The organism is Pseudoalteromonas luteoviolacea H33-S (assembly GCF_001625695.1).
Classification (GTDB): domain Bacteria; phylum Pseudomonadota; class Gammaproteobacteria; order Enterobacterales; family Alteromonadaceae; genus Pseudoalteromonas; species Pseudoalteromonas luteoviolacea_B.
This window is the reverse complement of sequence record NZ_AUXY01000071.1, coordinates 1-22,340: the sequence shown is the minus strand read 5'-3', so window position 1 is coordinate 22,340 and position 22,340 is coordinate 1. Positions and strand designations below refer to the sequence as shown.

Here is a 22,340-nt window from a genome sequence, read left to right as displayed (position 1 = left end):
TTCATCTCCTAAGTTTTAAATTGGCTCATCATCAGCCTAAGTGTTTCGGCCATTTCTGCCAGTTGCTGACTTGCCTGTTTGTTTTCTTGTGCGTGATTTGAACTGAGATTGGTGATGTCATGCATATGCTGCACATTTTCAAATTGACTTACCGCAGCTAGACTCTGTTGCTCAGAAGCCGCGGCTATCTGCTGGCTCATATCTTTGATAGTTTCAACACTGTTTACTATCGAACCTAGCGTGCCTTGTACAGCTTCGATACCGCTCACACATGTATGCGTTTCACGCTGTGAGTTAGACATGGTATCCACAGCTCCCTTGGCGCCATCTTGCAAACCCGCAATGGCTTTCTCAATTTCTTCGGTAGCATCTTGTGAGCGGCTCGCCAATGTTCTTACTTCATCTGCTACAACAGCAAAACCACGCCCCTGCTCTCCGGCCCTAGCTGCTTCTATGGCCGCATTTAATGCTAATAAGTTAGTTTGCTCTGCAATGCTCCTGATCACAGCAAGGACCGTATTGATATTTTCAAGCTCATTACTGAGTTGATTAATAGCATTAGCTGAAGTCTCAATGGATGACTCTAGCCCTTTAATATTTTGCACATTCGTTACGAGCAGGCTTTCCCCTGATGCTGCCTCAGAGCTCGCTTGCTGCACTTGCTCCAAAGTGCGATGTATGCTGTCGGTAACGGAGCTCACTGTCTCCTTCATCTCAGAGATAGAGCTGCTCATTGCGCTCATTTGCTCGCTCTGCTGCGTTGCACTACTACAACTTTGCTCCGCTATGATGTTGGTCTGCTCGGCAGTCGATGCCAGCAACTGGGTGTTGCTGGTGACATCTCTGAGGGTTGACGCAAGCGTGGTGATCAACTTTTGTATATTTGTAGCAAGTTGGCCAAACTCGTCTTGTTTAAAGCCAGTCAGTTGCACCGTTAAATCGCCTTGTGCAGCTTGGTTAATTGAATCAATAATTGAATGTAAAGGCTTGCGCACACTGTTAATAACAAAATATGCAATCATCACAGACAATACTATCGTGACCACCGTCAGTGCCGTGGTGACTTGTTGGCTTTCTGCAATCGCATCTTCAGCCGCTTGTTGCGCCTCTTCCGTTGACCCAACAATACGCATATTGAGCTCCTTGAGCTGTGTTTGCAGTTTGTTCGCCGTAATAGAGGCTTCTTCGATTAGCGTTTTTAGACGTTTTTTCTCATTTAATGTCTCTATCCTTGATTTGAGCGCGTTATCTGAGCCCACAACCGCTTCTTTAAACTGTGTAAAGTTGCTCTCCATATCAGCCAGCGACTGGCTATTGGCCACATCAGGTGATTGCTTCAATGCTACTAACTGACCTTCCATTTCCGCTATCGACTCTTTGGCGACACTGGTCACATTCATGATTTCAAACGTGATACTCGAGGCCAACCCCGCATTTACTTCATCAACAAGCGACTCAACATTTTCTATAAGCGCATTTACCGTATCTGATATGCTTTGGTCATCAGATATACCATCCAGATCGTAAGCTAGGCTAAGTGTTTCATCACCCATATCTGCAAACTCGCTGGCCAATTCTGATGTTTTCTCTTTTAACTTAATTCCACTGATTGCATTACCAAATGCTTGATCTGCCTGTTGAAAAAAGAGTGCGTTTAGCTTTCTTGAATTATCAAATGGTGTGCTTAATGTAAGTTCTGATTTGGTCAGCTCAGATAGCTGACTCAGCGCACTTTCATTTATTTTTCTTTGCGTATCGTACTCAGTACGAATTGCGTTTACTGCACCAAGCGACGTTGCTTGATCGAGTTGTGTAAGAGACAATCTGGATAACAAAACAGACTGCAACATATTATTGCCAGAGATCAGCGTAGGTACGCTTTGTTTAGAAACCTTCTGAACAGATCCACCGATAGTTATGTTCCCTGTCAGCGCTACTATGTAAATAATGCAAGCTAAAACTACAACTGCCGTAAACCCACTCATTACACGAGCCGAAACGGTTAATTGCATATTGTAATGATCATTTTATGTCTACGTAATTAAACTTATAGTCAACAATCTGCATATTGGCGAGTTTGACACTAAAATTGAACGAATATGAACAATGCCATAGTTTTCACTGCATCGAATTGTCGAAATCACACATTTATATGGTTCAGCACTTGCAGTTGTAGCCTTCAGCGGGTAACGTGGCGCCGATTTAAACTTTTTAAGGTATGAGATTTTGATTTCTACAGCGAATATCACACAACAATTTGGCTCTAAGCCGCTTTTTGAAAATATCTCCGTCAAATTTGGCGAAGGTAATCGCTACGGCCTGATCGGTGCAAATGGCTGTGGTAAATCAACCTTCATGAAAATTCTTAGCGGTGAGTTAGAACCAACTGGCGGTAATGTAAGTTACGATCCACAAGAACGAGTAGCCAAGCTTAATCAGGACCAATTTGCCTATGAAGAATACACGGTGATCGACACTGTTATCATGGGTTATAAAGAGCTGTGGGAAGTAAAAAAAGAGCGCGACAGAATTTACTCTCTCCCTGAAATGAGTGAAGAAGAAGGCATGATTGTAGCCGATCTTGAAGTTAAATTCGCTGAAATGGACGGCTATATGGCAGAGTCGAAAGCCGGCGAACTTCTCCTAGCCGTGGGTATCCCGACTGAGCAGCACTTTGGTTTGATGAGCGAAGTAGCCCCTGGTTGGAAGCTTCGAGTGCTACTTGCACAAGTCCTATTTGCTGACCCGCATATCATGTTACTAGACGAACCAACCAACAACTTGGATATCGACACGATCCGCTGGCTTGAGCATACCTTAAATGAGCGTAACTGCACGATGATCATCATCTCGCACGACAGACACTTTTTAAATAGTGTGTGTACACATATGGCTGACTTAGACTATGGTGAGCTGCGTCTTTACCCTGGCAACTATGACGAGTATATGACTGCGGCCTCGCAAGCAAGAGACCGCTTACTGGCAGATAACGCGAAGAAGAAAGCACAAATTGCTGAATTACAAACTTTCGTGGCACGTTTCTCTGCGAATGCCTCAAAAGCAAAACAAGCAACATCTCGTGCTAAGCAAATTGATAAGATCCAGCTAGAGCAAGTAAAGGCATCGAGCCGTCAAAACCCATTTATTCGTTTTGAACAATCTAAAGAACTATTTAGAAACGCACTTGAGATTGAAAACCTATCTCAAGGCTTTGAAGAAGATTTATTCAGTGGCTTTAGTGGCATTTTTGAAGTCGGTGAAAGAATCGCCATCATTGGTGAAAACGGCGTTGGTAAAACAACTTTGCTAAATACATTAGCAGGTCAATTACAGCCTCGCGATGGTGCATTTAAGTGGTCTGAAAACAGTAATATTGGTTACTACGCCCAAGATCATGCTGAAGATTTCGAAAAAGACATGGATCTGATGGAGTGGATGGGCCAATGGCGACAAGAAGGTGATGATGAGCAAGTATTACGTAGCTTCTTAGGTCGTATGCTGTTCTCTCAAGATAGCATCAAGAAATCGGTTAAAGTCCTGTCAGGTGGTGAGCAAGGCCGAATGTTACTTGGTAAGCTTATGATGCATAAACCAAATATTTTATTAATGGATGAGCCGACTAACCACATGGATATGGAGTCGATTGAATCATTGAATACCGCACTTGAGCAGTACAAAGGTACTTTATTCTTCGTTTCTCATGACCGTGTATTCGTTGACTCTTTGGCAACACGTATCCTTGAAATCAAAGACAACAAGGTCACAGACTTTAAAGGCACTTATACTGAGTTCTTAAAGTTCAGAGGTATCGAGGATTAATCTCTTTTGCGCGGCGATTTAGCCGCGCATCTACTTGCTAGGGCAGGCTAGCTATATTATCCAAAATCACTCCCTCTATTTCATAAAAAGCATCTTGGCATGACACACTTAAACCGCAATTTAGAAAATACACAATACTGGTCTTGAGCTCAGGAATATATAAGTTGTTAGAGATATAGCCATGATTGGCGCCACTATGATGAAACACTGTGTAACCATGTATCTGCTGTTTAAACAAGCCTAATGCATACTCCAATTCCCCAGATTCCTTAACCAGACTCCGCTGGCCAATCAATTCATCGCGCTCATTTTGTGACAACCACGCATCATCATGGAAGATATGAGACATTAATTTTGATAAATCAGCGACTGTGGAGGCCACTGGTGTTGATGCGGCGGTTACCTGACGCAGAATAGGCCAAGCATTCACGTATTCACCATCTTGTAGTTCATAGCCTGGCGTTACGCCCGCTAAATCGGGTTCAACCCCCACTGAAAAGGTTTGGGTGAGCTCTAACCTATCGATAATTTTATCGCGCATTGCATATGCGTTCGGTTGTCCCAATACCTTATCTAAAATCATACCAGCAAGCACATAGTTACTATTTGAGTATTCAACCCCTTCCCCCGGCTTAAAATAGGCAGGCTTTCCCAGTGCAAACTCAAGTAAATCCTCATTTGAAATGCTATTTTCATAGTTTGACAGCACAAACTCGACATATGCATCTGCACTATCACGATCCGAGTAATTATAAATTCCACTACTATGATTCAGTAGCTGCCTTAAAGTAATTTGCTCTGAGAATAAGATCTGTTGGGTGAGCGCCTCTGGCAACCAAGTGTCGATGGTGGCATCTAAATCAAGTAATCCTTGCTGATGTAACTTCACAGCCAGCAATGCGGTAAATACTTTACCCGTACTCGCCAAGTGATAAATGGCCCCCGCTTCAAGTGGTGCTTGAGTTGCCAAGTCAGCGATGCCGCTACTGCCCGTAAAAGCAATCTCAGGAGTGGATACATGTAAAATAATGCCGTGAACATCATCTGATACCAAGCCATCTATAAGTGTTTGGTAGTTTATTGCTTTTACGCTAGATCTAACATGTTCTGGCGTGCTTAGAGTGTTTTTTGCAGCAGCCAGGTCAGTATTTGAATTGTGGCTGCCACCACATGCAGTGAGTATGAATGTGGCAATCAAGGGCAAAATATGCGTTGTTATGAGTTTTGTCATCATTTGAGTCTCCATGCTGTTTTCTTTTTTAGTGTATGGACCTCATGACTTTAATTACGTATCACCTCATTTTTAAATGTACCAATATGTACCCACAAAAAAAGGGCCCAAGGCCCTTTTCTCAATAATGCGTTTTACATCGCTTTTCTTTTTTCTACCCACTTGGCGATATCTTGCTCTACCAAGGCCAACGGACGTGCGCCTTTGAGTAAAATTTCATCGTGAAAAGCAGTCATATCAAATTTACTACCAAGCGCCTGTTGTGCATCTTTTCTCAACGCCTCAAACTTTAACATCCCAAGTTTGTACCCTAATGCTTGACCCGGCCATGCAATGTAGCGATCGATAGCAGGGACCACATCACTCATTGCTGTTCCAGTTGCCTCTGCAAAGTATTCAATTGCTTGCTGACGTGACCACTTTTTATAGTGTAGACCGGTATCGACTACAAGTCTTGCTGCACGATATGCTTCCGCTTGCAATCTTCCTAAATCGCCAAACGGGTCTCCTTCATACATGCCCATTTCATAGGCCAGTAATTCAGAATACAGCGCCCACCCTTCAATATAGCCATTAAATGACGCATTTTGTCTCATCAAACCAATGTCTGTTTGCAGCATGTTTAAAGCAATTTGGAAATGATGACCCGGCACCGCCTCATGATACGTTAACGTCTTTAAGCCAAAACTAGGTACAGCCTTCATATCTTTAAGGTTAATGGCAAAGACCCCCGGACGACTACCATCTAAAGAAGGACCATAGTAATATCCGCCCGGCGCGCCAGCCTCAACTTCAACAGGGATGCGTTTTACTTCCACTTTTTGTGGCGGTAGAGTCGAGAAATACTGAGGGGCTTTTTCATTAATGGTCTCAATTTCGCCTTCCAAGAAATCAAGCAAGGCTTGCCTACCCTCATCACTGTCTTCAAACAAAAACCTTGGCTCTTCATTAAGTTGCTTCATTCGCTCGCTAACAGAACCTTTGCTATAACCGTTGGTCTTGAGGATCGCGTCCATTCTTTGTGTAATACGATCCACTTCTGCAAGGCCAATATCATGGATCTGCTGAGCAGTCATATCTGAATCGGCCAAATAAGTGATTGCATGCTGATAAAATGCCTCACCATTAGGCTGTGACCAAATACCAACTTGTTCTGAAGCTTGTTTTTCAAGCGATTTCATCGTCGTCGTGACGCGTTCAAAAGCAGGGTAAACTTGCTGCTCAAGCACTTGTGTGGCAGATAAAAGCAAGTCTTGCGTTTGCGTATCTGAGACAGTTGGTGCATTGGCAAGTTTTTGGGAAAATGACGTGACTAATACATGTTCAGCAGCTTTCGGCTGAGTATATTTGGTTAAGTAAGATAGTGTATTCGGAAACAATGCTTTAGGTAGGATCACACCGCGCTTTGCATCGCTCAACACTTTTTCATTGACTTGGTTTACCATAGTAGCAAAGGCAGACAAGCGCGCTACATACGCTTCAGCATCAGATGCATTATTCACTTCATGCTGGTTTTGTAATACGCCTGGTATGTCCATCAAAGGACCTGAAATCTGGTTCACAATGTAAGGCAAATGCCCACCCCAAGTGTCAATGTACCCTGCTGCAAAAACACTGTCTCCAGCGTAATAACGGGCTATGACCTCATTAACCTGCACATGTAAGCGATCTTTGTTATTCAGTGATGCTGATTGAAGTTGCTTGAGCTGCTGTGCCGCATGGGTCATGTCAATCTGCATGGCTTGCATGCCTGCTACAGAATAATCCGGGAGTCGGTTTTCATACATACCATACTGATCACTATCTAACTTTAAGGAGGTCGCCATCGCTGGCTGATGATTTATAAATGCTTTAGTATATTGATCGACAACTGCATCAACATCGGCCCTGTTTACAACTTCTTGGGTGATCACTGCATTATTGTTTTGATAAGAGGTTGTTTCTTTTGCACATCCCGAAATTGCTAAAAGCACACCTGCTGCTAGCATACTGACCTTTTTCATTTTTATTCCCCAAGGTGTGTTGTCATTTTATTTTTAAAATACTCAGCAACGGATCATCACAGTATTTTAAATCCTCATGTAATCTACATAAGTTCAATTTGTATGTCACTTATAGTTGTAATTGTTTAGTCAAAAAAGCCCGTGTTCCGTAAATAGTAATACGCTTTCATAGTCAGATCGAATACGAAATACACACAACTAATTTAACCCTAAGTTTACCCTAAACGCACCCAAATATAACCCTGTGTTCACACCTCATTTTTCAGTACATTTCAGTGTTTTTGAATATTTAAAAATAATGAATAATCACGTTGTAATGAAAAGCTTATCCAGCACAAAAATCAAACTCACATCATATTTTAAATCAATGTTTTTTATACTTTTATCCAATTGAATTACTTAATTGAGGCAGGTCAAACCCATATCAACTGGCCTACTTGCAGCCCCTATTTTTGACTCTTTTTTATGTACAATGAAGGCATCCCAATATGCAAAACTTTAAGTAAGGAACTACCATGAAGTTTAAAATGTCAGCGCTGTCATTCAGTGTTTTAATGAGCTTTTGTGCTGTTGCACAAACTAGCACACATGAGCTTGAAAACGTTTCATTACAGTCTCAGTCAAATCAATATGATTATTCAGACAATCAGCCGTGGAGTCAGATGCCTCCTGCTAATTTAAGACCTGTACAAGTGCCGTTATTTATTTCGATTGGTTTTGATGACAATGGCTCTAAAGAAGGCATGGATTGGATAAGTAATTATACCCGCCACCTTCAAAATGATATCGGCGCAAACAATCCAGCTACATTTGACGGCGCACCGGTCAGATTTACGTTTTTCCATACTCCGTCATACATTGTGAAAGAAGCTGGAGATGAAGTGGGCATTAAACATGCGTGGCGTGATGCTTATGTAGATGGCCATGAAGTAGGTAACCATACTTTTAGTCACCGAGACGGCGGCCCTGACACAGGTAATTTCAGTGAGCAAGAGTGGACCAACGAACTCAGTATTACACAAACTTGGCTGAGTAAACCTTACGATCCAAGTGAAGTGACCAATGGTGCAAACAATGCTGCAGGCCCTGGCGTACCAGCCAGTGAAATTATCGGTTTTAGAACACCTTACTTGAACCATAATAACGCCTTGTTCTCTGCCTTAGTAAAAGGGAATTTTGTGTACGATACCAGTATTGAAGAAGGCTGGGATAGCCAATTCAATGGCACCAATAACGCATGGCCATACACATTAAACAATGGCACACCAACCAAGCGTGTTGGCAAGCCTGATGTAGGTAATTACCCAGGGCTTTGGCAGCTGCCATCTAATGTATTTGAAAAGCCTGAAGGCGGCAAAATGGTCGGCTTCGACACCAATATGTGGGTGAGCACAAATATGAGCAAAAATGCCGTACTTGAGATGCTTAAACATAATTTACATCTAAGGCTTGAAGGAAACCGCTCACCATTGCTATACGGCGCACATGCCCATATCTATGCACCAGCTTACGATCAAGGTGACCGTGCAACAACCTATTTAGAGCGTCAGCAAGCGATCGAAGAATTTATCCAATATGCACTAAGCATTAAAGTAAATGGTCAGCCCGTTGTCCGTATTGTGCCATTTAAAGACATCATAGAGTGGATGCGTAACCCAACGCCATTAACTGACGGTAAAGTTGTCACAGTCAGAAGCATTGGTGCGAGCCCGACTTATATCCAAGGCAATATCTATCAAAGAGGCGATCAGGTATACCACGAGGGCAAATATTACGAGGCGAAATGGTATGCCGATTCTATGCCTGGCTCACAGAGTCCAGATTACGACCCATGGAAACTAATTACTAGGGATCAAGCAACTAAAGTAAGCCACTTAGGCTCTGTAACACCGGTAGGCGACATTTATGGAGACACTTTAATTGCGCCAGATAAAGCACAAACCTTCTTCTTTAATGCAGCGCCAGGTGCACAGGTTAAAAGTGTGACACTCAACGGCGTCAATTTAGGCGCAGTTGACCAGTATACATTTAGCAACTTAACAGCAAACCAAACATTAACGGTTGAGTTTAGCAAGCAGTAAATATCTGAATACAAAGGCTGTAGGATCACAGCCTTTTTACCCCAAAAAAAACACAACATTTACATATCGAAAAACTTAAAGTAACCTTTGTTCTTTATAAATTAGGGACAAGTTATTATGAAAACACTTCTTTTTATTTTTGCGCTACTTGCTACTTTTTCTGCCAAAGCAGACTCCTGGATTTAAAACACCAAAATAACTGACGTTAGGTGGTATGATATCAACTTGGGGCATGGATATATCACCACTGAAAACAGATCAAACCCTGAATGCCCAAATGCTCAGGATAGTACACACAGATACTTTTCTATAGATAGTAACAACACACAAACACTTATTTCGATTGGTCTATCGGCAATGATGGCCGATAAAACTGTGAACATACTGTTAGATGGCTGTCATGACAGCTCTCATTCAAAGATTAAAGGCATCATAATAAACAAATAAAAATATACTGTGAGTACCAAATTGGTGCTCACTTATGAATTAGCGATTCAATATGTACTTTCGAACTGCTCGGTTATGTTCCTTCAAAGATTTAGAAAAGTGATGTGCGCCATTACCCTTAGATACAAAGTAAAAATAGTCCGTTTTCGCGGGTTGCACAGCAGCTAACAGTGCATCATGTGATGGCATAGCGATAGGGGTAGGAGGAAACCGCTCAATTCGATAAGTATTATAAGGTGTATACTCTTTAAGATGTGAACGGGTAATATCTCCTTTAAAACGCTCTCCTAATCCGTAAATAACTGTTGGATCAGTTTGCAATCGCATTCCTTTATTTAAACGATTGTGGAACACAGAAGAAATAATATCTCGCTCAGCCTCTTCACCAGACTCTTTTTCAATTATCGACGCTAATATGAGCGCTTCATACTCATTTTTCAAAGGCAAATTGTCACTGCGCTTGGCCCATGTGTCTGCAAGCACTCTTTTCATTTTTTTATGTGAGCGTTCAATTAATGCTGACGCCCGAGTGCCGCCTTCATAATGATATGTATCAGGGTACAACCACCCTTCTGGGTGATGGTTATCATACTGTTTAAAGTTTGAAGCATCCCCATCTGTCATATCAAATACTAAAAACGCGCTGTTTTTGAGATTTTTCAGCACTGTATTGTAGGTATCACCTTCAATGATCGTAAACGTAAAATCTGCTTTATCGCCGCTGTGTAGCCTTTCAATCGCAGATAATACCGATAACCCCTGCAAGTTATACACACCCGCCTTCAAGGTAAACTTGTTTGGATATAACTTGCTATAAAGCTTATAGGGTAAACAGCTCTTGAGCACTTGCTGAGACTGCCATTTTGTACATAAGCTTGTAAATGTTTCGCCTTGTGAGATCTCTACATAATCATCAGACATATTAAGCATTTCACTGCGGATCGGCTCAAAAAAACGGTAGCCACTATAAACGGCGATGACAAAAATTAATGTAGCGGCCCACAACAACATTCGGATCATAAAGAAATTTCTATTTTCGTTTTTAATTCAAGTGCAGTTTGCAGGTTGAAGGTTTTTTTGTCTATCGATTTTACTGGTACTAATCCCATCAAACTATTGCACATAAAAACCGCATCTGCATCCATTAAGTCTTTCAACGAAAGCGTTTTAATGGCAATGTCATGATGATCTGACAACAGACTAAGATAGACCCCTCTAATGCCGCACAATGCTAAGTTAGGTGTAATGAGCTGCCCGTTTTTGACCATAATAATATTGCTTGCAGAGCATTCAATCACATTATCTTGTAAATCCAGTACTACCACATCATCACCAGATAGCCCCAAGGCATCTTCTTTGATCAAGACTTGCTCTATACGATTGAGCGTCTTTAAACCAGCCAGTAAAGGTTGATGACCTAATCTTACATTACTGACTGACAATGAAACACCTTGCGCCTGCCACTGAGCATAATGGCTGGGAAACTCACTTTTAGAGACAATCACCGTCAGGTTAACGTGTTCAGGCAAGGCATAACCTCTGCCACCTTCGCCACGTGTGATCAGAAGCTTAAGTACCCCTAGACGACAACCTTTAATCGCATTTTGACAGGTATCTAACAAGGCATGCTCATCAAGTTCAGGAAAACGCAGTACCTGCTGACATTGCTTTAACCGCTGGAGGTGATAAGGCCATAATTGAAGTGCCTCATTTTCGACTTTAATGGTGGTAAAAAACCCATCACCATAGTTTAAACCCCGATCTCGATGACTGATTTCCATATATTTCTCCAACAAAAAAGCCTGGCATTGCCAGGCTTTTTCAAATTTTAAATAGACTTAAATCTTTTTAAATAATAGTGAGCCGTTAGTGCCACCAAAACCAAATGAATTACAAAGTGTATATTCTAACTTTGCATCACGTGCTGTATGAGGTACATAATCCAAATCACAGCCTTCATCTGGGTTATCTAGGTTAATCGTCGGTGATACCTTTTGATCAACCAGTGACAAGATACTGATGATTGACTCTACAGACCCAGCAGCACCAAGTAAGTGACCCATCATTGATTTAGATGAGCTTACCATTACGTCTTTCGCTGCATTACCAAAAATAGACTTAACTGCAGATGTTTCTGCAATGTCACCAGCTGGTGTTGACGTACCGTGTGCATTGATATAGCCAATCTGGTCTGCATTCACACCAGCGTCATTCAGTGCATTCTCCATCGCAAGAGCTGCACCTGAACCATCTTCTGGCGGCGACGTCATGTGGTAAGCGTCACCACTCATACCAAAGCCAACTAGCTCTGCATAGATTTTCGCACCGCGAGCCTTAGCGTGCTCATACTCTTCAAGCACGATCACACCAGCACCGTCAGCCAATACAAAACCATCTCTGTCTTTATCCCAAGGACGAGATGCAGCTTGAGGGTCATCATTACGAGTAGACAATGCACGCGCCGCGCTAAAGCCACCCATACCGATTGGTGTAGATGCCTTTTCAGCACCACCGGCTACCATCGCATCTGCGTCGCCATAGGCAATCATACGCGCTGCATGACCAATGTTGTGAAGACCTGTTGTACACGCAGTTACGATTGAAATATTCGGACCTCTTAAACCATGCATGATAGACAAATGTCCTGAGATCATGTTGATGATGGTAGATGGTACGTAGAAAGGTGATAACTTGCGTGGACCACTGGCGATCAACTTATGGTGATTCTCTTCAATCAGAGTTAATCCACCAATCCCTGAACCGACTGCAACACCAACACGGGCTGCATTTTGCTCAGTGATTTCTAAACCTGAATCCTTTAATGCTTGGACACCAGCTGCAATGCCATATTGAATAAACAAGTCCATTTTTTTTGTGTCTTTTTTGGACATGTATTCTGTCGCATCAAAATCATTGACTAAGCCAGCAAACTTAGTTCCAAAACTTGATGTATCAAAATGCGTGATGTTTGAAATGCCACTACGACCTTCTAATAGGCCTTGCCAGGTTGACTGAACATCATTACCTAGCGGCGTCAACATACCTAAGCCAGTTACTACGACTCGACGTTTAGCCACGGTTTCCTCCAAAAAGGGATTTGAAATTTTGCGGGGGTAGAATGAATGAGGGCAGCGAGTGCTGCCCTTCAGATCCGTTAATTACTCAGCGTGAGCAGTAACGTAGTCGATCGCTGCCTGAACAGTAGTGATTTTCTCAGCTTCTTCATCAGGGATCTCAGTGTCGAACTCTTCTTCTAGAGCCATTACTAGCTCAACAGTGTCAAGAGAGTCTGCACCTAGGTCATCTACGAAAGAAGCTTCAGATTTTACTTCTTCCTCTTTAACACCTAGTTGCTCAACGATGATTTTTTTTACGCGTTCTTGGATGTCGCTCATTCTTCTTTCCTTTATTAAAACGCTTTTGCGTTAATTTCAGATTGCGGCGTAGTTTACGGCGCATCATGTATTGATTCAAGGATTGACTAAGACTTTTTTGTCTGGTCAAACCTGTTACTCATTTTTTTTACTCTTTATCGCCTATTTTCAGGGCAAATTCAAGCTTGTTTGCGGCAAGATCACAAAAATTTAAATTATTTTGTAATCTTTACACCATATACATCGCACCATTTACATGCAGTGTTTCACCAGAAATATAAGCTGCAGCATCTGAAGCTAGGTATGCAACTGCTGCTGCAATCTCTTCAGGCTGACCCAGACGACCTGCAGGTACATTTGCAAGTGTTGCCGCCTTTTGATCTTCAGTTAACTCATCTGTCATATCAGTTTTGATAAAACCAGGTGCAATCACATTTACAGTGATACCACGTGATGCAACCTCACGTGCCAGTGACTTAGAAAAACCAATCACACCCGCTTTAGCTGCAGCATAGTTAGCTTGACCAGCGTTACCCATAGTGCCAACAACTGAGCCGATATTAATAATACGACCTGATTTTTTCTTCATCATCGGACGCAATACAGCTTTAGATAAACGATAAATTGCACTTAAGTTAGTGTCAATAATATCAGTCCACTCATCTTCCTTCATGCGCATAAGTAAGTTATCACGCGTAATACCCGCGTTGTTAACTAGCACATCGATATCACCGAAATCAGCCTTAATTTGCTTTAAAACCGCATCAATAGATTCAACGTCAGTGACATTTAATTTATAGCCTTTACCGTTTTCACCTAGGTACTCACTGATCTTTTCAGCACCAGAGTCACTTGTTGCTGTTCCAAGTACTGTCGCACCCTGTGCTACAAGCGTTTGCGCTACTGATTTACCAATACCGCGGCTCGCACCGGTTACCAATACAATTTTATCTTTCAAATCAAAAATATTTGACATTGTTCTTCTCTAATTATTCTGCACTTTCAACTGATGCTAAATCGTTAGCAGCAGCACATTTAACTGATTTATCGATTCTCTTTGCCAGACCTGTCAACACTTTACCAGGACCAAACTCATAGGCTTGAATAATTTCCTGCGCTGCCAGTTGTTGCACAGTTTCGGTCCAACGTACTGGGCTAAATAGCTGTCTAATCAAAGCATCTTTTATCTCTGCAGCATTTTGTGCCACTGCAACATCGACGTTGTTGATTACCTGATATTTAGGCTCAGCAAAAGCCAAGCTTTCTAAATCTGCCGCCAAACGCTCAGCAGCAGGCTTCATTAACTCACAATGAGACGGCACGCTAACAGAAAGAGGCAACGCGCGTTTTGCTCCAGCCTCTTTACATGCTTCACTTGCACGCTCGACCGCTTCTTTATGTCCAGCAATAACAACTTGCCCTGGTGAGTTATAGTTTACAGGTGAAACGACTTGGCACTGCGCAGACTCTTCGCACACTTTAGCAATAACATCGTCACCTAAACCGATAATAGCTGCCATCGAGCCCGTACCTGCAGGCACAGCTTCTTGCATATATAAGCCACGCTTTTCAACTAGCTTGACTGCTTCTGCAAGTTCAATAACACCAGCACACACCAACGCAGAATATTCACCTAAACTATGACCTGCTAATACTAGCTCAACATCAAGGTTTTTGGTTTGCCAATGACGGAAAATCGCAACGCTTGCTGTTAATAGCGCTGGCTGAGTTTTATGCGTTTTATTTAACTCTTCCTCAGGACCATTCAATACCAAATCTTGAAGATCATATCCAAGTGCTTCTGATGCCTCTGCAAAAGTGTTTTTTACAACCTCAGAAGATTCTAGCAACTCTGATAGCATGCCAACGCTCTGAGAGCCTTGACCAGGGAAAAGTAAAGCAATTTTTTGTGACATATGATGCTCTTTTACTCGTCTTAAATTCGTCCATCTACAATGAGTGGAATAGAATAAACCGGTTACACTTACTGAAGACGTTTGACGAAAAATGATTATATAAAAACAACTTTATTTAAATGGACGCGAAATGTGCTAAAAAAGTGGCGTTCTTGCTAGCTTATAGACGTTTCTTCCACATCCGACATTTTTTCAAAAGCTGTTTGTATCTTTTCGGGAATGCGTCGATTAACCTCTCTAACAGCTTCATCGATCGCTGCTAAAAATGCCTTATTCGAAGCATTTCCGTGACTTTTTACGACAATACCACGCAATCCTACCAGACTTGCACCGTTATACTGGTCGGGGTTCACCTTTTTATACAGTTTTTTTATCACCGGGCGTAATAAAAATGCAAGCGCCTTATAGAAAAAGTGCTTTTTTAAGGCTTTCGTGAATTTTAGCATGATTAACTTAGCAATTCCCTCGCAAGTTTTTAAAGCAATGTTACCAACAAACCCTTCACAGACAATCACATCTGACTTACCAGAGAAAATATCACTTCCTTCACAATACCCTTGATAATTAATGTAGCTACACTCACTCATTAATTTGGCAGCTTGCTTAATACCTTCATGACCTTTGATATCTTCCGCACCGATATTTAGCAAACTCACTTTTGGGTTTTCTTTATTTAGCGATTCACCAGCAACAATGGAGCCCATAATGGCAAATTGAAATAGTGTTTCAGGGTCGCAAAGTACATTAGCCCCTAAATCGAGTAAGTATACCGGTTGTTTTTTTTCGGTCGGCATGGATGTGATTAATGCTGGTCGCTTGATACCAGGCAGCATTTTTAAGACATAATGCGCCATAGATAATAACGCGCCAGTATTGCCAGAGCTAACGCACGCTTGTGCTTGGCCCGATTTGACAAGATCAAGTGAAATGCGCATTGAGGAGTTGCGCTTGTTTCTCAGCGCATGTGCGGGTTCGCAATTATTAGTAACGACTTCGTCGCAATGCTTAATTATCAGCCGAGGATGATTTAATTTTTGTTCTTGGCTGAGAGCTTGACGTAAAACAGCTTCATTACCGCACAGTAATAAAGTGAGATTTGGGTATTTTTCAACTGCTAGAATTGCAGCAGGAATAGATGAACGGGGGCCGTAATCGCCCCCCATCATATCTAACGCAATGGTTAGATTGGTCAGCATAAAGCAATCTCTTAGTTAGAAATTACTTTAACGCCTTTGTAGTAACCATCTGCAGTTACGTGGTGACGACGATGAGTCTCACCTGAAACTTGGTCTACAGTTAAAGCTGGTCCGCTGATTGCATCGTGTGAACGACGCATGCCACGACGTGAACGAGTCACTTTGCTTTTTTGTACCGCCATTAGCCTTCTCCTAAGAATCTTTCTTAAGTTGTTTTAAAATTTCAAATGGATTTGGTTTACTATCTTCTGCTTCGATTTCGCCAAAGCTCACAGGCTTGTTTGAAAACGAACATGAAGCTTCATCATGCATAGGAACTATAGGAATCGCCAAAATCAATTCATCTTCAATTAATTGCCGAAGATTAATTTCGCCTTCTTCATCTAATTCCACCACATCGTAGCTTTCAGGAAGATCATCCGACTCTGCACCTAATCCGACTGGCGAATACGCAAAGTCTTGAGCCAAATCCAACCCTAATTCATCATTACAACGTTGACACACCACAGTTACTTGTGCCCGAGCTGAGCCTCGGATCACAACCAAGCCTTGCTGGTCAATATCGCAATGAATAGTTACCGCTATTTCACCTACCTGATCCTGTACAACTTGCTGCAGTCGAGAAAGTTCTTCAAGCGACACAATGCCGTCATAAGTAGCTCGACGTTGCGCTGCCCTACCTGGATCAAGAGTGATGGGAATTTTCACCTTTTGCATAGGGGCTGCATCATATAGATTGTTAGTGGTTTAGTCAAAGTAAAAATAAACTTTCCTATTGTTTTTCGCTGACTAAGGCTTATCCTTGAGTCAATTACTCAATTCAGACACAAATAGCCTGATGAAAACACCTATTATATTAGCCTCAAGCTCACCTTTTAGGCAGCAAATTTTAAAAAAAATTGCTTTACCATTCGCTTCTTTCTCACCAGACATAGACGAGTCCTCTCTAGAGGGGGAATCACCGCAATCGTTAGTGCATCGTCTAAGTGAAAATAAAGCACAAGAAGCAGCCAAACACTTTTCTGACGGCTTAGCTATAGGCTCTGATCAAGTCGCTGTATTCAACAATAAAGTACTAGGGAAACCACACACTAAAGAAAATGCGATAAAACAACTTTCTCTATTTAGTGGACAATGTGTTACTTTTTATACAGGACTAAGCGTTTTCTGTATTGAAGAGCAAAGATCAATCACTAAAGTAGTCCCATTTAAGGTCTATTTTAGGGAGTTAACTGAAACACAAATCTCAAATTATTTAGATCTTGAACAGCCATACAATTGCGCTGGCAGTTTTAAAAGTGAAGGTCTAGGAATTTGCTTGTTTAATAAACTGGAAGGAGAAGACCCAAACACATTAATAGGCCTTCCATTAATTGAACTGACAAAAATATTGGCTGAATTTGGTGTAGACGTATTAAGCCAAGCAAGTCAGTAATTGTTCAAATTCATCGATAATATGAACTGGGCTATACTGTGCCAGTTCATTTCGATTTGCCACACCAAACGTCACCCCAATTGCGGCGACGCCAGCCTTTCTTGCCATGTCCATGTCTATCGTTGTATCACCGATCATTACAGCCTGCTCTGGTGCAATATCTAGTTCACTCAAAATTTGCTGGACCATATCTGGACTTGGTTTAGACTCAGCGTCGTCAGCCGTGCGCGTTACAGCGAAATAACCTCCTAGCCCTGATTCTAATAGTAGTCTGTCTAAGCCTGGTCGACTCTTACCCGTTGCAACCGCTAACTTGATATTGTGATTAGAAAGAAACTGCAGTACATCTTCAACCCCTTTAAACAACTCGGTAGGTGTTTGGTCTACATCACGATAAATTGTTTTGTATGCTTGTGCTAATTCGGCGCTGCGATGAGTCTGCGCAGGAAACAATGTTTCTAGTGCCGTCTGTAAAGACAGGCCAATAATGCTTTGAGTTTTTTCTTGGGTTTCTCTGGGAAACCCATATGTATCAGCTACTTTATTAATTGTATTTACAATTTTTGGCACTGTGTCCATCACAGTACCGTCCCAATCAAAAATGACCAGTTTATAATCCATTATCTTCTCTTAATGTTTTGATACATGAGGTAAGCGCATCGTCAAGCGGCGCTTCAACGTGCAACGTTGTCTCAGTTTTAGGATGCAAGAAACGAAGTTCTCTTGCATGCAGGAATAAACGACCTAACCCCTTGCTGCGCATTTGCGCATCAAACGCTTGATCACCATATTTGTCATCACACGCAATTGGATGCCCTTTACACTGAGTGTGAACACGGATCTGATGCGTGCGTCCAGTTACAGGAGACGCTTGTACCAATGTCGCACCATTAAATCTTTCAAGCACACGAAAACGAGTATGTGATGCTTTACCTTCTTCTTGATCCACACGAACCACGCGCTCGCCCGATTTAAGCGTGTTTTTTCTCAAAGGTTCAGTGACGTTTTTATGTTTTGAGGACCATTCTCCAGCAACCAGTGCCCAATAGTTCTTCTCCATGGTTTTTTCTCTTAACTGTTCGTGCAACCCTTTTAACACTGCTCGACGTTTAGAAATTAATAAGCAACCCGAAGTATCTCTATCTAGACGATGCACCAGTTCTAGTGACTTCTCTTGAGGCCTCAACGCACGAATGGCTTCTATTAGCCCATAGCTTAAACCACTCCCACCATGCACTGCCATACCTGAAGGCTTATTGATAACTATCAAGTATTTATCTTCATATATTATGCAGTCTTCAAGCCCAGCTACACGGTCTAAGTTTTTTGGTACAAACTCGGTTTTTTCCGCTGTCTTAATAGGAGGGATCCGCACTACATCATCAATTTGTAGTTTATATACTGGCTTTACACGCTTTTTGTTTACGCGCACCTCGCCTTTTCTCAAAATTTTATAGACAGCACTTTTTGGTACACCTTTTAAGTGCGTAACTAAAAAGTTATCAATACGCTGACCTAACTGATCTTCGGTGATAGTTACAAAGGTAACTTGTAAACCATTCTTTTCTGACATTGCCTAATCACTGATTTGAGTAATAATTTAGTTGCTATCACACAGTTATTAGTGGGATAATCGACTCGCAAATTTTGCGAGCACTGCTTTTTATCGCAAATAAACTGTCGTGATGCACATCTTGGGTGGAGGATCATACAGATCAGAGCTAAGATTTCCAAAGCTTTTATCTCCGACCTAAGACAATTATTACGTGTAATTGGCATAAGGTGAAGCGTGTAACAGTTCATCTTTTAATCGCCAGACGCGACGTACAAGTAATGTAAAAGCAAAACTAACGTGTCTTGTGTAAATTTGTGGGTATGTTTAACCCGAGCGAGTTCTGTAGGCAAAATGAACGCTATTTTTTAACCCGCCTTTGAGATAATTCAGGCTGTAAGTGTTAAAACAGACTAAGTTCCCTTCTCCCCAGTCGTGAGACTGCATTAGTAACAGGAACATTTAAACTGCCTGCAATGGTACACAAGAATAGTATGAGAAAAATTTTACCCTTCGATGTAATGTAACTATCGGACGGTAAATATAGTAAATAGAGTATATAAGAATATGAAACGCATGCTAATCAATGCGACGCAGCAAGAAGAAATGCGCGTTGCACTGGTTGATGGCCAGCGTCTATACGATTTAGATATAGAGAGCCCTGGTCACGAACAAAAGAAAGCCAATATTTATAAAGGCAAAATAACCCGAATTGAACCCTCTCTTGAAGCTGCTTTTGTCGACTATGGCGCAGAGCGTCACGGCTTCCTTCCCCTCAAAGAAATAGCTAAAACATACTTCCCCGATGGCTACACATTTAATGGACGTCCTAATATCAAAGACGTTATTAAAGAAGGTCAAGAAGTTATCGTTCAAGTTGACAAAGAAGAGCGTGGACAAAAAGGTGCAGCACTGACAACTTTCATTAGCGTTGCAGGTAGCTACCTTGTTTTAATGCCTAACAATCCTCGCGCAGGTGGCATTTCACGTCGTATTGAAGGTGACGAACGCATCGAGCTTAAAGAAGCATTAAGCCGCCTTAAACTGCCTAAGGGCATGGGGCTTATCGTTCGCACAGCGGGCGTTGGCAAGTCATTTGAAGAGCTAGAATATGATTTGAAAGCACTGCTTGTGCATTGGCAAGCTATTCAAGAAGCAGCAGATAGCCGAAAAGCACCTTTTTTGATCCATCAAGAAAGTAACGTTATTTTTAGAGCTATTCGTGATTATCTGCGCCGCGATATCGGTGAAATTCTTATCGATAAGCAAAAAGTGTTTGATGAAGCCAGAGCACACATCGAGCGCTTTAGACCTGACTTCATTAACCGCGTGAAACTATACAAAAACGATGTACCTCTATTCACGCATTACCAAATTGAAAGTCAAATTGAGTCTGCATTCCAACGTGAAGTACGTTTGCCTTCTGGTGGTTCGATTGTCATAGACCCAACTGAAGCTTTAACGTCTATCGATATCAACTCGTCTAAGGCGACAAAAGGCGGTGATATAGAAGAAACAGCGCTGAATACAAATTTAGAAGCGGCTGATGAAATTGCAAGACAGTTGAGACTACGAGATCTCGGTGGTCTGATTGTCATTGATTTCATTGATATGACTCCACCTCGTCATCAGCGTGAAGTTGAAAACCGTTTAAAAGAAGCGGTTAGAGCGGACAGAGCACGCGTTCAAATTGGTAAAATTTCAAGATTTGGTCTTCTTGAGATGTCTCGTCAACGCTTGCGTCCATCACTTGGTGAAGCGAGTCAACATTCATGTCCACGCTGTAATGGACAAGGCACTATTCGCTCGAACGAATCTATCGCACTGTCGATTTTGCGTTTGATCGAAGAAGAGGCAATTAAAGAAAACACAGCTCAGGTAAACGCACAAGTACCTGTCAAAGTTGGCTCTTTCTTATTGAATGAAAAGCGCCGTGCGGTACAACGCATCGAGAAAAGACATAATTGTCACGTTGTCATTATTCCGAATCAACACTTAGAAACACCTCACTATGAAGTTGTGCGCTTGCGAAAAGACGACGTACCTGAGCTAGCAAGCTATGAGCAAGTTGCTGAGCCAGAGGCTGATATTGTTGAAGTGCAAATAACTCAGGCTACACCAAAAGAAGAGCCAGTTCTCAAAGGTGTTGTTATGCCAACAGCGCCTGCTCCCGCTTCACAACCAAGTGCGCCAAAAGCAACTGCACCGAAAAAAGAGCAACCGGTAGCTGAACAAAAAGCGGGTTTACTAACACGAGTGAGTAACTGGCTTAAAGGACTGTTTTCTTCTGAAGAAGAGCAACCTAAAGAAGATGAGAAAAAGCAGCAACCTAAGCGCAGTGGTAAGCCGGACAATCGTCGCCGTAATCAACGTCGAAAAGGTCGCGGTCGTGGTGATGCACAAAAAGATGCAAACGCGACGAACGATAATTTTGGCAAAGCTGAAGATAAAGAACGTTCTGACAATCAAGAGCGCTCTGAGAATCGTAATAAACGCCGCCGTCAGAACAATCGTAAGCGTTCAGATTCCGATAAAGCGAAAAATGCGACTAACGAGAATCAGCAACAAGAAGCTCAACAAGAGCAAAAAGAAAAGCCTGTTAAACAACGTCGTCAACGTCGTAATTTGCGCAAAAAAGTGCGTGTCGAAAATAATGTCGATGCAGCTCAAGAGCAAGTACAGACAGTAGAGACGCCTGCTCCAGCAGAGCCTGTGAAACGTGACATAGCTGAAAGCCCGGTCAACGAACCAGCTGTAGTTGAGGACGTTAAAGCAACTGCAGAGACGAATGTCAACGCAGAGCCTGCCACAGCGCCAAACTCTGAAGTGGTAACGCCTGTGACTGAAGACACAGAGGTAACTACTTTCAATGCTGAACAAACAGAGCAAAATGAAGAAGTCGATGCGGACAAGCGAGAAGCTAAGACGCGCTCTAGACGTTCACCTCGCCACCTAAGAGCGGCAGGTCAAAGACGCAAGCGTGGTGAATCAGCGAATCGTCAATCTGAACCGGCATTTGTTCCTGTTGCGGATCAAGCCGCAGCCGAGTTTGAAGCACAGATGCGCTCAAATCAGCCTCAATCAACTGAGCAAGCACCTGTTGCTGAGCAAGCACCTGTTGCTGAGCCTGCACCTGTTGCTGAACCTGCACCTGTTGCTGAGCCTGCACCTGTTGCTGAGCAAGCACCTGTTGCTGAACCTGCACCTGTTGCTGAGCAAGCACCTGTTGCTGAGCAAGCACCTGTTGCTGAGCAAGCACCTGTTGCTGAGCAAGCACCTGTTGCTG

Annotated in this window: 18 protein-coding genes; 4 read left to right on the top strand and 14 right to left on the bottom strand. The window is 42.3% G+C overall.

Features of this window, described 5'->3' with window-relative positions; genetic code table 11:
• Positions 1–8: 8 nt before the first annotated feature.
• Complete coding sequence (locus tag N477_RS11705; RefSeq protein ID WP_063362213.1) at positions 9–2,012, bottom strand: methyl-accepting chemotaxis protein; 2,004 nt, start codon at positions 2,010–2,012, stop codon at positions 9–11.
• 214 nt (positions 2,013–2,226) lie between these two features.
• On the opposite strand from N477_RS11705, the gene N477_RS11700 reads away from it, so the two are divergent.
• The gene (locus N477_RS11700) at positions 2,227–3,819 is read left to right on the top strand and encodes an ABC-F family ATPase (RefSeq protein ID WP_063362214.1); all 1,593 of its coding nucleotides are present in this window, start codon (positions 2,227–2,229) and stop codon (positions 3,817–3,819) included.
• A 37-nt stretch (positions 3,820–3,856) separates the two neighbouring features.
• Here the strand turns inward: N477_RS11700 and N477_RS11695 are convergent, their stop codons facing one another.
• Together N477_RS11695 and N477_RS11690 are read right to left on the bottom strand one after the other, a co-directional pair.
• The gene (locus N477_RS11695) at positions 3,857–5,053 is read right to left on the bottom strand and encodes a serine hydrolase domain-containing protein (protein ID WP_063362215.1); all 1,197 of its coding nucleotides are present in this window, start codon (positions 5,051–5,053) and stop codon (positions 3,857–3,859) included.
• Positions 5,054–5,184: 131 nt separating this feature from the next.
• Positions 5,185–7,053 (bottom strand): DUF885 domain-containing protein, encoded by a 1,869-nt coding sequence (locus N477_RS11690; RefSeq protein WP_063362216.1) that lies wholly within the window; start codon positions 7,051–7,053, stop codon positions 5,185–5,187.
• A gap of 515 nt (positions 7,054–7,568) precedes the next feature.
• Between N477_RS11690 and N477_RS11685 the strand changes: the two genes are divergently transcribed.
• Complete coding sequence (locus N477_RS11685) at positions 7,569–9,134, top strand: polysaccharide deacetylase family protein (protein ID WP_063362217.1); 1,566 nt, start codon at positions 7,569–7,571, stop codon at positions 9,132–9,134.
• Between the two features lie 486 nt (positions 9,135–9,620).
• On the opposite strand, the gene mltG is transcribed toward N477_RS11685, so the two are convergent.
• From mltG to yceD, 9 genes are all read right to left on the bottom strand, one after another.
• Positions 9,621–10,601 (bottom strand): endolytic transglycosylase MltG, encoded by a 981-nt coding sequence (mltG, locus tag N477_RS11680; RefSeq protein ID WP_063362218.1) that lies wholly within the window; start codon positions 10,599–10,601, stop codon positions 9,621–9,623.
• Positions 10,598–11,362 (bottom strand): aminodeoxychorismate lyase, encoded by a 765-nt coding sequence (pabC, locus tag N477_RS11675; RefSeq protein ID WP_063362219.1) that lies wholly within the window; start codon positions 11,360–11,362, stop codon positions 10,598–10,600. Before pabC ends, mltG begins: the two co-directional genes overlap by 4 nt.
• Before the next feature lie 57 nt (positions 11,363–11,419).
• Positions 11,420–12,658, bottom strand: coding sequence for a beta-ketoacyl-ACP synthase II (fabF, locus tag N477_RS11670; RefSeq protein WP_063362220.1), 1,239 nt, complete (start codon positions 12,656–12,658; stop codon positions 11,420–11,422).
• A gap of 81 nt (positions 12,659–12,739) precedes the next feature.
• On the bottom strand, positions 12,740–12,976 hold the full coding sequence (gene acpP / locus N477_RS11665) for an acyl carrier protein (RefSeq protein ID WP_010374019.1): 237 nt from the start codon (positions 12,974–12,976) through the stop codon (positions 12,740–12,742).
• 208 nt (positions 12,977–13,184) lie between these two features.
• Positions 13,185–13,931 carry a 3-oxoacyl-ACP reductase FabG gene (fabG, locus tag N477_RS11660; RefSeq protein WP_063362221.1) on the bottom strand — a complete coding sequence of 249 codons (747 nt, stop codon included), beginning with the start codon at positions 13,929–13,931 and terminating at the stop codon, positions 13,185–13,187.
• 13 nt (positions 13,932–13,944) lie between these two features.
• The gene (fabD, locus tag N477_RS11655; protein ID WP_063362222.1) at positions 13,945–14,871 is read right to left on the bottom strand and encodes an ACP S-malonyltransferase; all 927 of its coding nucleotides are present in this window, start codon (positions 14,869–14,871) and stop codon (positions 13,945–13,947) included.
• A gap of 155 nt (positions 14,872–15,026) precedes the next feature.
• Entirely contained in the window at positions 15,027–16,067 is a 1,041-nt protein-coding gene (gene plsX / locus N477_RS11650) for a phosphate acyltransferase PlsX (protein ID WP_063362223.1), read from the bottom strand.
• An 11-nt stretch (positions 16,068–16,078) separates the two neighbouring features.
• Entirely contained in the window at positions 16,079–16,249 is a 171-nt protein-coding gene (gene rpmF, locus N477_RS11645; protein WP_063362224.1) for a 50S ribosomal protein L32, read from the bottom strand.
• A gap of 10 nt (positions 16,250–16,259) precedes the next feature.
• On the bottom strand, positions 16,260–16,784 hold the full coding sequence (yceD, locus tag N477_RS11640) for a 23S rRNA accumulation protein YceD (RefSeq protein ID WP_063362225.1): 525 nt from the start codon (positions 16,782–16,784) through the stop codon (positions 16,260–16,262).
• Positions 16,785–16,905: 121 nt separating this feature from the next.
• Between yceD and N477_RS11635 the strand changes: the two genes are divergently transcribed.
• A complete protein-coding gene (locus N477_RS11635) occupies positions 16,906–17,502 on the top strand; it encodes a Maf family protein (RefSeq protein WP_063362240.1) in 597 nt (198 codons plus the stop codon).
• Here N477_RS11635 and N477_RS11630 read toward each other — a convergent pair.
• Complete coding sequence (locus N477_RS11630) at positions 17,482–18,123, bottom strand: HAD family hydrolase (RefSeq protein WP_063362226.1); 642 nt, start codon at positions 18,121–18,123, stop codon at positions 17,482–17,484. The genes N477_RS11635 and N477_RS11630 overlap by 21 nt on opposite strands.
• Entirely contained in the window at positions 18,113–19,075 is a 963-nt protein-coding gene (rluC, locus tag N477_RS11625; RefSeq protein ID WP_063362227.1) for a 23S rRNA pseudouridine(955/2504/2580) synthase RluC, read from the bottom strand. The genes N477_RS11630 and rluC overlap by 11 nt, the downstream gene beginning before the upstream one ends.
• A 546-nt stretch (positions 19,076–19,621) precedes the next feature.
• On the opposite strand from rluC, the gene rne reads away from it, so the two are divergent.
• Positions 19,622–22,340, top strand: a 2,719-nt coding sequence (gene rne / locus N477_RS11620; RefSeq protein ID WP_155731873.1) for a ribonuclease E, incomplete at its 3' end; no start/stop codon positions are given.